Below are 13,899 nucleotides of genomic sequence, written 5' to 3'. Positions count from 1 at the left end.
TCTGATTTAATTTTCAAGAAAACCATTAAGTGAGCGTGTCTCTAATAGCTTCTCGTCGTTCTCAAATATCAGAAATACTTTTAGTTCTGGATGTGTTTTCAAAAATAATTGTACCTGTTCAAGACCCATCGATTTAAATGCCGTGGCATAAGCATCGGCCAGCATGCAATTTTCTGCAATGACTGAAATACTGAGTAAATTCGTTTGACTTGGATAGCCTGTTTTAGCATCAATAATATGAGCATAACGATTACCATCCTCATCTACATAAAATTTTCTGTACGTCCCAGAAGTCGCCATGGCTTGATCTTTTAATAAAATGATTTTATTTATAGATTGAGAACCATCAAAATTAGGGTCTTCAACGCCTACCTTCCAAAAATCATTGCTCATGATATTTATCCCTTTGGAACGTAGCTCCCCTCCAATATTTATAAGATAATTTTCTATGTTTCGGGATTCTAAAAACTCGCCTAAAACATCAACAGCATAGCCTTTGGCAATCGCATTAAAATCTAAATAAGTGTTGAGAGGTTTAACAATTTTATTCTGAACATATTTCACTTTATTAAGTCCAACGTACTGCATTAAACTGTCAATTTTTAGGCTATCTAAATTAGAAATGTTTCCTTCCGGACCAAAATCCCAAGCATTCACTATGCCCCCAATGGTGGGGTCGAAAGCGCCATTCGTTTCTTTATATATTGTTTTAGAGCTCTCAAAAACCTTTATAAAATGATGGTCAACTGCAACATTTTCATTCCTGTTAAGTTTAGATATATCTGAATTCACCTGATAGGTAGACAAGGATTTATTAATCACATAAAACAGACTATCAAACTGTTTTTGAAAATTTATATCTGAATTGTAAATAACCTTGTATGATGTTCCAAAAATAGGGCCTTCAAGAACTATATTTTTTTTTGGTTGTGGCTTACAGGAAAAAGCAATGGTTAAAAAGAATAATCCTATTAAAAATCTATTCGTTATATTCATAATTATTCATCTTCAATTTTAAAAATGCCCGCTTATTGCTCTAATTCAAATTAGTTTCTAAAACTTGGATACCATTATATTCCAATAAATAGTCTTCGTCTAAATAAATTGGTTGTTTTTCATTTTCTTTATTACCTAACCCCACACCAGCATATAAAACAATGGCATCATTTTCCCTAGCGTGTTTTTTAAAAGATTCCATCCAAACGACATCAAAATTATTTGGATTATCTGGTAGTATAACTACTTTTACAATCACAAAATAATACTGTTTATTCTTATCCATACAAACAAATTGCGGATGCTTTTTCAATTTACTATTTATGGCTATAAATTCGAAGCCACGCTTTTCTAAATCCTTACCAACGTGGTTCATGGCCAAGTTATGTAATTCTTGTTCCGTAAGTGCTTTACCCATAATGCAAATTTAATATTATTAATTGTCTATTATAAAAAATAAAAATGTTTAACTTTAAACATTACGTAATAAAAGTGTTTTAAAGACATATAATTTAGAGTACCATCCCAAACTTACCAGATTAATGACATAGACCTATATTAACAGTAAGTATATGCGCATAATTCGTTTACGAATTAATACATACCATCCAATCAACCTTATCTCTAAAAGAGTAATCACTTTTAGTTCCTGTAAGCACTATTTCGCCACATGTGCGAACCCAACCCAACCAATCCTTTTAAAATTTTATAGTTGAATCTGTTTAATCCATATCATATGAACCATTCTATTAAGCTCAGCATTATTTTTCTATTGGTCTCTAGTCTTTGCATTGCACAAGGAACCAGACTACTTCGTCAACCTGATATTAGTGACACGCATATCACCTATACTTACGGCGGTGATGTTTGGGTTTCTGAGTTAAATTCTAATGAAGCAAAACGTATTACAAGTACTGCTGCAGTAGAATCTAACCCATATTTTTCACCAGATGGAAAATGGATTGCCTTTAATTCCAACAGAGCTGGGAGTAATTCAGTTTACGTAGTATCTGCAAATGGAGGTGAACCTACAAGGCTCACATGGCATCCCAGTGATGCCAATGTAAGAGGTTGGACTAAAGATGGCTCACATATTTTATATGCGAGCTCAAGAGAAACAGCTCCCAGACCTTATAATCGACTATGGACAGTGCCAACCAATGGGGGTGCTTCAAAGTTGATAACCAAACAATGGGGGTTTAATGGAGGTTTTTCACCAGGTGAAAACAAAATAGTTATTGATAAAATTAGCAGATGGGATGCCGAATGGCGCGCCTATAGAGGCGGTCAAAATACACCTTTAATTATTTTAGATTTGAAAACCCAAAATGAAGAGCTGATTCCGCATACCAATACTACAGATATTCAGCCTATTTGGTTAGGTAACATCATATATTTCTTATCCGATAGAGATTTAATATCAAATATTTGGGGATACCACACCGAAACCAAAGCCTTAAGCCAAATCACTTCCTTTAAGGGATCTGATATTAAATGGCTATCTGGTAATGGCAATACATTAACCTACGAGCGTGATGGTTACTTACACATTTATGATTTGTCAACAAAGCAGTCTTCCCAATTAGAGATTAATATTGTTAGCGATTTCCCCTGGGCACAGACCAAATGGGAGGATGTAACCAAATCCTCCCGTTCTGCGTCATTATCACCAAACGGAAAACGCGCCATCATGGAGTCGAGAGGTGAAATTTTCACCGTCCCTGTAGAGTTTGGTGATGCTAGAAATATCACTCAGAGTTCTGGTATTGCAGATAGAGCACCTGTTTGGTCTCCAAAAGGAGATAAACTCGCTTGGTTTTCTGATGAAGATCGTAAAGGCTATGCGCTGATGATTTCTTCTCAAGATGGATTATCAAAACCAAATCGTATTTCTATTGGTGAATCTAAAATGGCATGGTCGCCATCATGGTCGCCAGACGGTAAACACATTGCTTTTGTTGATGATGATGTGAGATTACGTGTTTTAACCCTAGACACTAAAAAAATAATTACGATTGATGTAGGTGGAAATAATTTGGAACGTCGTTCCATTGACATGACATGGTCTCCAGATTCCAATTGGATTGCCTATGCCAAATCTGGTACTAATAATTTCAGACAATTGTACTTGTGGTCTGTAGAAAGCAAGGTGACCAAACCCATCACAGATAGTTTTGCAGATTCCTTCTCCCCCGCTTGGGATTTAAATATGAAACAATTCTACTTTCTCGCGAGTACAGATGTCGCTTTGGGTTCTGGTTGGGCTAATACGAGTGCCATGACTGCTTCCCCTGAGTATGCTGCTTATGTCATTAATCTAGATGCGAAAGATGATTCGCCTTTCAAACCAAAGAGTGATGAAGAAGAGGTTAAGGATGAAGACGAAAATAATGATGGTGAAGACAAAAAAGACGAGAAAGACGACGACGACGACGACGACGATAAAGAGGATGAGGACAAAGACTCTAAAGACAAAAAGAAAACGAATAAAAACAAAAAAGTGATAATAGACTTTGAAGGTCTAAATAGGCGAACCATAGCATTACCAATACCTGTTAGAAGTTATCGTTATATTATTGCTGGACCTAGTGGCTCTGCATTTATAGGGGAACGTATTCCTAACGGCAGCGGAAATATTATACATAAGTTCAAATTAAAAGATGAAAAATTAAAAGAGTTTTTATCAGGTGCCAATCAAGTTTCAGTAACCACCAACGGCAAACATATGCTGGCTAGTGTTTCCGACGGATGGAACGTTATAAGTACCTCTGGCAGCAATGGAAAAGACGGAAAACCCATTAAAATCAAGCTTTCCATGAAACTTGATTACGTAGCAGAATGGGAGCAAATGTTTGAAGAAGCTTGGCGTTACGAACGCGATTATTTTTATGATTCCAATATCCACGGACGTGATTGGAATGTGGTATACAAAAGGTATGCGCCGTTAGTCCCATACATTAAACATCGAGCAGATTTAAGCTATATTTTAGATCAAGTTAATGGTGAATTATCTGTTGGCCATAGTTTTGTTTTTGGTGGTGATTTCCCTGATGTTGAAGAAAACAGGATTGGATTACTCGGTGCCGATTTAGTGGTAGACAAAGGTCATTGGAAAATTGATCGTATTTATACAACTGAGAGTTGGAATCCAGGACTAACAGGTCCTTTGGATGCCCCAGGTTTGAATATTAAACAAGGGTATTATATCGTTGGAATAAATGGAACTGAAGTAAAAACGGATATAGATATTTATGAGTTGTTAGATGGAACCATTAACAGACAGACCGTTTTACATATTAATGATAAACCCCAATTTAAAGATGCCTGGAAAGAAATAGTAGAACCTATACGAAGTGAAAACTCTTTAAGACAGCGCACCTGGGTTGAAGACAATCGCCGATTAGTAGAAAAATTATCGAATGGTCGCTTAGGGTACATTTGGGTGCCCAATACTGGTGGCCCTGGGTTTGTGTCGTTCAATCGCTATTATTTTGCACAACAGGATAAGGAAGGCGCTGTGATTGATGAACGCTTTAACGGCGGAGGCTTGTTAGATGATTATATGGTCGATTTAATGACACGAAGCCTGAGAGCTGCCATTACCAATGAAGTCCCTAACGGACAACCCATGCGCTTACCAGCCGGTATATTAGGGCCAAAAGTACTGCTCATAAACGAAATGGCAGGCTCAGGTGGCGATTTTTTCCCATGGGTATTTAGACAACAAAATGCTGGGAAGCTTATTGGCATGACTACTTGGGGCGGCTTGGTAAAATCTTCTGTCCATTATTCATTAATTGATGGTGGTGCATTAACCTCACCAGACAATGCTGTATTCGATCCTGTTAATAACAAATGGATTGGAGAAAATGTTGGAATTGCTCCAGATATTAAAGTGAGACAAGATGCAAAATCACTTGAGAAAGGAGAAGACCCCCAGTTAGAACGTGCAGTTAAAGAGCTTATGAATTTGTTAGGAACGAAAAAAACAATCACAGCACCTAAATTTTTAACACCAGCCACAGGTAATTAGAAATTGAATTTTGAATTTTCTAAGACATGTAATGGTGAAGTTGAGAGTAGGCAAAAAACTATAAAGTTCTAGTACCGATAATATTGAAAACATCATTTTTCATTTTTTTGTATCTTAGAATAAAAAATATGAAAACTTCAATCCGCTTAGAACAGGCCATTAAAAAATTATATGTGGCGTTTCACTCGAATCAACTTCATCCCGAATGTTGCAAGCAATGTGCTGTTGGAAATATTCTAAATAACACGGATAGTTGGAAACATTTATCTGACCATCATGGGACTATTCAACTCAATTATATAGGTCGGGTGCACCAACTCATGGGACGGAAATTTAATGGGTACTCGCCTTTAGAATTATTGACTATTGAGGCTGCTTTTCTAAAAGGATGTGGTTACACCCTACCAATTCATCATAAAAATAACAAGCCAAAAAATCCGACAGATAAGGATGTACTATTTAATGGGTTAACAAATGTAATTACCTTATTATGCGAATTAGATGGCGTCAAAAACATCATGGATTACACCAAACTTTTGGAGGTTGAAAAGGATAAGCCCAAATATCATTTGGCGTAATTTTTTTCAAAAGGAGATTTTTATATAAACAAAAAATCAACTGAAATCAGTTGGTTTTTTGTTTATGTGAGTTACTGAAATAAGTTCAGTATGAGAATTGATTTTTATCCTCCAAAGTCATCAAATCGAATATGTTCATCTGGAATTCCGAAATCCTCACCCATTTTTTGAACGGCTTGATTCATTAAAGGTGGGCCACAGAAATATAACTCGATATCTTCTGGTGACTCATGATGATTTAAGTAGTTATCAATAACACAATTATGAATAAAGCCTACAAACCCATCACCAGGTGCATCTATGTTTTCTTTTACCTTCCAGTTATCCTCTGGTAAAGGTTCCGATAACGCCAAGTAAAATTTAAAATTTGGGAAATCATTTTCTAACTGATGGAAATGATCTAAATAAAACAATTCACGTTTAGAACGGCCACCATACCAATAGGTTACTTTTCTACCTGTTTTTAAGGTTTTGAATAAATGATACAAATGTGAGCGCATGGGTGCCATACCTGCACCACCACCAACATAAAGCATTTCACTGTCCGATTCGTTGATAAAGAATTCACCATAAGGTCCTGAAATAACAACTTTATCGCCAGCTTTCTGGTTGAATATATATGACGAAGCAATACCAGGATTCACATTCATCCAGCCGTTTTTGGCACGATCCCAAGGTGGTGTAGCAATACGTACATTCAACATGATCTCACGTCCTTCAGCAGGATACGATGCCATAGAATAAGCACGCTCAACGGTTTCATTATTCTTCATTACCAAAGGCCACAAATTAAATTTGTCCCATTCAGCTTGAAATTTATCTGGTGTCTCGTGCTCTTCAGGGTGCGCTGTAATATCCATATCCTGGAACTTTACTTCGCAAGGCGGTATTTCAATCTGGATATATCCACCAGCTTTATAGCCCATATCTTCTGGAATTTCAACAACAAATTCCTTTATAAATGACGCCACGTTATAATTACGCACTACCGTTGCATCCCATTTTTTAATTCCGAACACTTCTTCTGGAATCGTAATGTTCATGTCTTGTTTCACTTTAACCTGACATGCTAAACGTGCGCCCTGTTTCAATTCTTTTCTTGTAAAATGTGGGGTTTCGGTAGGTAAGGCTTCACCACCACCTTCTAAAACGTGACATTCACATTGAATGCAGGTTCCACCACCACCACAGGCAGATGGCAAGAAAATTTTCTCTGAACCTAAAGTAGATAATAAACTATCTCCTGAAGACACTTCGATTTCACGTTCCCCATTAATAGTGATTTTTACTGGACCAGATGGTGACAATTTTTGTTTTACAACCAATAGTAAGGCTACCAATAACAAGGTTATAATTAAAAATGCCGTTACTGTTGCTATTACTGTTCCTAATGTTCCTGCGGCTAATATCATGTTACTCATTATCTTTTAAGTTGTTCACTACCACTTTTTCGTCTTCTGTATGATCATCAGCAGACTCAATAGTTGCTGTTTTTTCTTCTACTGGAGTGTCTTCATCCCCACCAGTTAACATACCTCCAAAACTCATAAATCCTATCGCCATTAATCCCGTGATAATAAAGGTGATTCCCAAACCTCTTAAGGCTGGTGGCACATTTGAATATCTAATTTTTTCGCGAATAGCTGCAATTGCCAAAATAGCTAAAAACCATCCAATTCCTGAACCCACACCGTAAACAGTCGCTAATCCTAATGTAGGGATTTCACGAGATTGCATAAATAATGACCCTCCTAAAATCGCACAGTTTACTGCGATAAGTGGCAAGAAGATCCCCAATGAATTATATAATGATGGCGAAAATTTTTCGACCACAATTTCTACTAGTTGTACCATGGTTGCAATGGTGGCGATAAACATGATAAAGGATAAAAAACTTAAATCGTAAGCCGCATATTCTTCACCCAACCAAGATAAAGCCCCTGGTTGTAATAGATACTGATCTAACAACCAGTTCAAAGGCACCGTAATTGCTAATACAAAAATTACTGCTGCTCCTAAACCAACAGCTGTACTTACTTTTTTAGACACGGCGAGATATGAACACATTCCTAAGAAGGTTGCAAATACCATGTTATCTATAAATATCGATTTGAAAAATAATTCTATATGTTCCATTTTTTTCTAGTATTCAGTACTCAGTGTTCAGTGTTAGTAAATACATACTGCGACTGTTAACCGTTTACTAATTTTAGTCTTCTACTAATGCTTTATTTCTACTACGTTGTACCCAGATAATAATACCCACAACAATCAATGCCATTGGTGATAATAACATAAATCCGTTATTCTCGTAGCCTATAGCGTATAAACCTGTCTTCTCAATAGGGTCTCCCAGCATTGGAATACCAAGTAGTGTTCCTGAACCTAGCAACTCTCTAAAAAAGCCAACTATAATTAAAATAACACCATAACCAGCGGCATTACCAATACCATCTAAAAATGAACGCCAAGGCCCGTTACCTAATGCAAAGGCTTCAAAACGCCCCATAATAATGCAGTTTGTAATAATAAGTCCAACAAATACTGAAAGTGTTTTACTTAATTCGTATGCAAAGGCTTTCAATACTAAATCTACTATAATAACCAATGTAGCAACCACGATAAGTTGCACGATGATTCTAATTTTTGATGGAATGATATTTCGCATTAATGAAATAACCACGTTACCTACGCCTAATACAAATAATACCGATATAGACATCACAATAGATGCTTCCAATTCTGCAGTAATGGCCAGCGCCGAACAAATGCCCAATACTTGAATAGTAATAGGATTGTTATCTGCTAATGGATCTGTGATTAACTTTGTGTCTTTTTTTGATAAAAGTCCCATAAATTAATTTTTTAAATTTTGAAAATAAGGTAAGTACAACTTTAAATCACTTTTGATCATAGCCGTAACTCCGTCACCAGTAATGGTTGCTCCAGCAAGTGCATCTACTTCATTATCCTTTTTGTCGTTATTTTTTGGATCGGCATTTCCTTTAGCAACAGTGATCCCTTTAAAGACTCCTGATTCTGTTAATAAATGCTCTCCGTAAAAATCATCCATAAAATAGCGTTGCTTTATATTGGCACCAAGACCAGGGGTTTCTCCTTTGTGGTCAAAATATGCCCCTTGTACAACCATGTCTTTATCTAAAGCTACATATCCCCAAATGGCATCCCATAAACCTTTTCCGTAAATAGGTGCTACATAAAATGTTTTACCATCTTTTTCACCAACAAATAATGGTAATCTTCTAGAGTAATCAGGGTCTTTAGCTGCCGATTTTTCTTTTTTAACATCAATTAAATAAGCCTTATTATCTTCCTTTACTTCACCATCCACAATAACCAATTGTTGTTTGATGTATTGCTCAAAAAGTTTTGGCGCATCCTCTGTTGAAACAAATGTTGCGCTGTTTTCATCATTATCATTAACACCCATGGCATAGAGAATATTCTGTTGTTTTTCTAAACGCCTATTTTCAGTAATCTTTGGCTCTAATGACGAGGCTGCAAATGCTAATAAGGCACCTACTACCAAGACCATTCCGATAGCAAATAATATGGTATATGAATTTTTATCTGTTCTCTTTTCCATCATTAAGCGGTTTTAACCTTTAGACGTTTCATCTGTTTTAAATTTTTTGTTTTTGAATGCTTCAAAAAATTTGAAATACATTCAGTAACTCTTAAAAAAAATTTCATCAATATAAAAATTAACTGATTAAACTTGTTTTTACTCGTTTCATTCTTCGTTTTACATTGCCTTGAACCACGTAGTGATCAATAGTTGGTGCAAACACATTCATTAGTAAGATTGCTAAGAATACACCTTCTGGATATGCCGGATTGAATACGCGAATCATTATGGATATAAATCCTATTAAAAACCCGTAGATCCATTTTCCTTTATTTGTTTGTGAAGCGGTCACTGGATCAGTTGCCATATACACGGCACCGAATAAAATACTACCTATAATTAAGTGTTGCCAGAATGGAACACTCATTAGTCCGTAGAATTTACTTGATTCTCCAATCCATCCAGCATCTACTACACCATTAAAAATTAAACCCATTACTAAGGCTCCAATAAGCGTGCTTATAATAATTCTCCAGCTACCTACTTTTGTAAATATCAAAAATAGAGCGCCTATAATAATTAAGAATTTTGAGGTTTCACCTACCGAACCGGGAATGAGTCCCCAGAACATATCCCAATAATCATAAATTACTGGATTACTTTGTGCATAACTTCCTAAAATGGTTTCTCCAGAAATGGCATCTAAATTTTGTCCGGCAGCAATCATTTGATCGCGTTCTACCGCACCGTGCACCCAAACCTTATCACCAGACATCCAAGTTGGATATGCAAAAAACAAAAAGGCTCTTATGGTTAAGGCAGGGTTTAAAATATTCATTCCTGTACCTCCAAAAACTTCTTTACCTATAACGACACCAAATATGACAGCTACGGCCAACATCCAAAGTGGAATGTCTATAGGAACAATTAATGGTACCAACATACCGGTTACCAAATAACCTTCTTCTACTTCGTGACCTTTGATTATGGCGAATATAAATTCAACCGCTAAACCAACGCCATAAGACACAACTACCAATGGTAAAACTTGCCACAGACCAACAACCAAATTATCCCAGGTCCAAAAAGAGGCACCTAAAAATCCGTTTGCAGATTCAATTTCCCCTAAAGCAAAGTAATGCTGATATCCCGCATTAAACATACCATATATTAAACATGGAATAAGCGCCATGATAACGGTATTCATGGTACGCTTTAAATCATCTGCAGCCTTTATATGTGTCCCATTATGAGTCGTCTCATTTGGCAAATATAAAAACGTATGAAGTGCAGAAAAGGCAGGCAACCACTTTTTGTCCTTATTCTTTTCCTTAAATTTATGTAAATTCTCTTTTAAACCCATTATCCTATCTCTTTTAGCATTAAGTCTAAACCTTCTCTTATAATTTTTTGGTGCGGTTGTTTCGAAACACACACGAATTCTGTAAGCGCAAAATCTTCTGGAGCTACTTCATACATGCCTAAAGCTTCCATTTCATCTAAATCTTGATACATGCAGGCTTTCAAAATTTGCATAGGATAAATATCTAAAGGAAAGACCTCTTCATAAGTACCCGTTGTAACAAACGCACGATGTTCACCATTTGTATTGGTATCCAATTCAAACTTTTTATTTGGTGATAACCACGAAAAGGTTAAGGCTCTTGACACTGAAACTTTATTAAAAACAGGTGTAGTCCATCCAAAGAATTCATAATCATCCCCTTCTGGAATCACGGTAACAACATTACTGTAATAGTCCAAATTTCCATCAGGCTGTATTTCTTTGCCACTTAAAACATTACCAGAAATAACGCGATCGTTGCTGTCTTTAGATACTCCATGATCATAAATCATGGTCGCAATTTCACTTCCTATCTTTGTCTCAAAATATCTTGGTTTTTCAACCGAAGACCCAACCAATGCCACAATTCTATTAGCATTAAACTTTCCTGTCAATAGTAACTCCCCAATAATAACTAAATCCTGCGCGCTAAGCGTCCAAACATTTTCACCTTTATTAATAGGGTCAATTTTATTTATTTGAGTGCCTACATTTCCAGAAGGATGTGGACCAGAAACTTGATGTAAAGTAATTCCTGATAAACCAGAGAACGGTGAATTGGAATTTTTACCAACGGACACATGAACCTGACCTTCTGTTAATTTTACTAAGGCCGATAATGCCGCTTGTAATTCAGCCTCTTTACCTTTTAAAGTATAATCTAAATCTGCCGCTAAGGGTGCACTTGCATAAGCCGAAACAAAAATAGCTTTAGGCGTATTATTTGGGTTGGCAATAACATCATAAGGGCGTTGCTTAATAAATGGCCAGCAACCTGCAGCCTGCAAGTGTGCTTTTAAACTATCAGCTGAAGCACCATCTACACTAAATGTACCGTGCTCAATAAATGATTGTTCTTTATCTGCTTGAATTTTTACAGAAAGTATTTTACGTTTTTCGCCACGAGCAATCTCTAAAACCTCACCCGAAACCGGGGAAACAAACTTGATGTTCTCATTAGATTTGTCATAAAACACAGGCTCACCTGCTTTTACTTTAGATCCAACTTTAGAAATTAATTTTGGGGTAACGCTATGGAAGTCTTCAGGTCTTAATACATAAAAGTTGCTCAAAACTGCCTTTTCGGTAGTTTTTTCGGCCTCACCTTTAAGATTAATATCTAGACCTTTTTTAATACGAATGTCGTTTGACATATTTTATTTATTGAAATTAGTTGTCTAAAAACCGGTGCAAAAATACGAATTTAATAAACAGTTATCATAATATTTTAAGTAGAAATTTGAGCACTATTATAGAAGATAAAATTTAGGCATTAAATTTGATTATATTTACAAAAAACAGCGCTCTTTATGCCGAATAAATTAATCTCATTACTATGTTGCCTGCTCATAACTGTGGCCTCATTTGGTCAAGTTGAGGAAGTTCATCCGCCAGACTATATAAAAACCATAAATTTTAAAGGGAATACCCCCGAAACTCAATTACCTGTTATAAAGCTAGGAGAATATGTGGTTTTAGAGTTTGATGCCCTTAATGGGAATGAGGATGATTACTATTACAAAATCGAACATTATAATTACGATTGGACACCGTCGGTTTTAGTGAAATCTGAGTTTATGCAGGGCTTTGATAATCAACGCATTCGAAACTATGAAAACTCACTAAACACCTATCAAATTTACTCGCATTATAAACTTACAATTCCCAATAAGCAAACCCGGGGTTTACGCGTTTCGGGCAATTATATGTTACAAATTTATAACAGCTATGACGAACTTGTGTTTTCTAGAAAATTCATGATTTACGAAGAAAAGACAAATATCGGGGTTATCATAAAACGGGCGCGTGACGTGCACTCTATAAATGAGATGCAACGTGTTGAGATTGTGGTATCATCCAATAATATGCAGTTAAATAATCCGTTGCAAACCGTGAAAGCCTTGATTGTTCAAAACAATAACTTAAACACGGCAATACACAATTTAAAGCCCATGTACACCATTGGCAATCAGCTTATTTACAAATACGACTCGGAGTCTAGTTTTTACGGCGGCAATGAGTATTTGTTTTTCGAAAATAAAGATGTTCGTGCTGCCAATACCGGTATTCAGTCTATAGATTTAAGGGATTTATACCATAATTTTCTGTTTGTAAATACCGAAAGAGCAACGCGACCCTACACATACAACCCAGATATTAACGGCAATTACCTTATCACCGCCATTGATGCCGACGATGTAAGTATTGAAGCCGATTATGTATGGATGCACTTCTATTTGGCTCCCAACGAAGTATTAAAGGATAAGGATATTCATATATATGGGAATTTTAATAACTATGTTATTGATGAAAGCACGAAGATGACTTATGATGAACATAACAATCTATATACTAACGAGTTATTATTAAAACAAGGTTTTTACAATTATAAATACGTTGTAGTTAATGCAGATCAGACTATAGATGAAGGTGCCATAAGTGGTAATTTTTATCAAACCGAAAACAATTACAAAGTCCTTTTATACTATAGAGATTTGGGCGCCCGTTACGACCGCATTATCGGTTTAGGGGAAGGAAACTCGATGAACATCTCCAATTAAGGGTAGTTTAGCTAATATTTTAACAGAAGAGGTTAAAAAAAGATACTAACCCATTTTTATTTATTATTTTAGCCCACCAAACACATTGTATATCAGTATTTAACATGGTTCAACAAGTTACAAGCGGTATTAAAATCTCGGTGGAAACCACCTTTGAAGGTTCGTTTTATAAAAATTATAAAATCCAGTATGCCTTTGGCTACACGGTGACTATTGAAAATCAAAGCAAAGATTCTGTACAACTCAACGCACGTCACTGGGAAATTCTAGATGCTTTAAATAATGTTGAAATTGTTTCTGGCGAAGGTGTTATTGGTAAAAAACCCGTATTAAAACCCGGGGAATCCCACACCTACACGTCGGGCTGTTTATTAACTTCTCCTTTTGGTGCTATGCAAGGGTATTACAGTATGGTAAACTTTACCACTACTAAAAAGTTTCAGGTTACCATTCCTACTTTTAAGTTGAGTGCACCATTTGCAATAAACTAATTTGATATTGTGAATTATGCCTTTTTAGGGCGACACAGCTTTCTTTTAATTCTTATATAAAGTTTTATTACAATTTAAAAAACCAAT

At 36.0% G+C, this 13,899-nt stretch carries 12 protein-coding genes; 4 read left to right on the top strand and 8 right to left on the bottom strand.

Annotation, left to right across the window (positions count from 1 at the left end):
- Window positions 1-6: 6 nt before the first annotated feature.
- Complete coding sequence (locus tag FAF07_RS12410) at window positions 7-996, bottom strand: FAD:protein FMN transferase (protein ID WP_142785403.1); 990 nt, start codon at window positions 994-996, stop codon at window positions 7-9.
- 40 nt (window positions 997-1,036) lie between these two features.
- Window positions 1,037-1,414, bottom strand: coding sequence for a Na(+)-translocating NADH-quinone reductase subunit F (locus FAF07_RS12405; RefSeq protein WP_142785402.1), 378 nt, complete (start codon window positions 1,412-1,414; stop codon window positions 1,037-1,039).
- 318 nt (window positions 1,415-1,732) lie between these two features.
- Between FAF07_RS12405 and FAF07_RS12400 the strand changes: the two genes are divergently transcribed.
- Together FAF07_RS12400 and FAF07_RS12395 are read left to right on the top strand one after the other, a co-directional pair.
- A complete protein-coding gene (locus FAF07_RS12400; protein WP_142785401.1) occupies window positions 1,733-5,029 on the top strand; it encodes a S41 family peptidase in 3,297 nt (1,098 codons plus the stop codon).
- Between the two features lie 128 nt (window positions 5,030-5,157).
- Window positions 5,158-5,607, top strand: a complete 450-nt coding sequence (locus FAF07_RS12395) for a Na(+)-translocating NADH-quinone reductase subunit F (RefSeq protein WP_142785400.1) — start codon at window positions 5,158-5,160, stop codon at window positions 5,605-5,607.
- 104 nt (window positions 5,608-5,711) lie between these two features.
- Here the strand turns inward: FAF07_RS12395 and nqrF are convergent, their stop codons facing one another.
- The 6 genes from nqrF to FAF07_RS12365 form a co-directional block, all read right to left on the bottom strand.
- A complete protein-coding gene (gene nqrF, locus FAF07_RS12390; RefSeq protein WP_142786616.1) occupies window positions 5,712-7,019 on the bottom strand; it encodes an NADH:ubiquinone reductase (Na(+)-transporting) subunit F in 1,308 nt (435 codons plus the stop codon).
- A 1-nt stretch (window position 7,020) separates the two neighbouring features.
- Window positions 7,021-7,743 carry an NADH:ubiquinone reductase (Na(+)-transporting) subunit E gene (gene nqrE, locus FAF07_RS12385; RefSeq protein ID WP_142785399.1) on the bottom strand — a complete coding sequence of 241 codons (723 nt, stop codon included), beginning with the start codon at window positions 7,741-7,743 and terminating at the stop codon, window positions 7,021-7,023.
- A gap of 73 nt (window positions 7,744-7,816) precedes the next feature.
- A complete protein-coding gene (locus FAF07_RS12380) occupies window positions 7,817-8,461 on the bottom strand; it encodes an NADH:ubiquinone reductase (Na(+)-transporting) subunit D (protein WP_142785398.1) in 645 nt (214 codons plus the stop codon).
- A gap of 3 nt (window positions 8,462-8,464) precedes the next feature.
- Complete coding sequence (locus tag FAF07_RS12375; protein WP_142786615.1) at window positions 8,465-9,214, bottom strand: Na(+)-translocating NADH-quinone reductase subunit C; 750 nt, start codon at window positions 9,212-9,214, stop codon at window positions 8,465-8,467.
- Window positions 9,215-9,332: 118 nt separating this feature from the next.
- A complete protein-coding gene (locus FAF07_RS12370) occupies window positions 9,333-10,559 on the bottom strand; it encodes an NADH:ubiquinone reductase (Na(+)-transporting) subunit B (protein ID WP_142785397.1) in 1,227 nt (408 codons plus the stop codon).
- Entirely contained in the window at window positions 10,559-11,914 is a 1,356-nt protein-coding gene (locus FAF07_RS12365) for a Na(+)-translocating NADH-quinone reductase subunit A (RefSeq protein ID WP_142785396.1), read from the bottom strand. Before FAF07_RS12365 ends, FAF07_RS12370 begins: the two co-directional genes overlap by 1 nt.
- A gap of 156 nt (window positions 11,915-12,070) precedes the next feature.
- Between FAF07_RS12365 and FAF07_RS12360 the strand changes: the two genes are divergently transcribed.
- Window positions 12,071-13,321, top strand: a complete 1,251-nt coding sequence (locus FAF07_RS12360; protein ID WP_142785395.1) for a type IX secretion system plug protein — start codon at window positions 12,071-12,073, stop codon at window positions 13,319-13,321.
- 104 nt (window positions 13,322-13,425) lie between these two features.
- Window positions 13,426-13,812, top strand: a complete 387-nt coding sequence (apaG, locus tag FAF07_RS12355) for a Co2+/Mg2+ efflux protein ApaG (RefSeq protein ID WP_142785394.1) — start codon at window positions 13,426-13,428, stop codon at window positions 13,810-13,812.
- Window positions 13,813-13,899 lie beyond the last annotated feature (87 nt).

Origin of the sequence: Changchengzhania lutea (genome assembly GCF_006974145.1) — a bacterium.
Classification (GTDB): domain Bacteria; phylum Bacteroidota; class Bacteroidia; order Flavobacteriales; family Flavobacteriaceae; genus Changchengzhania; species Changchengzhania lutea.
Note: the sequence above shows the minus strand (reverse complement) of the source record. Positions and strands in the feature narration are given on the sequence as shown.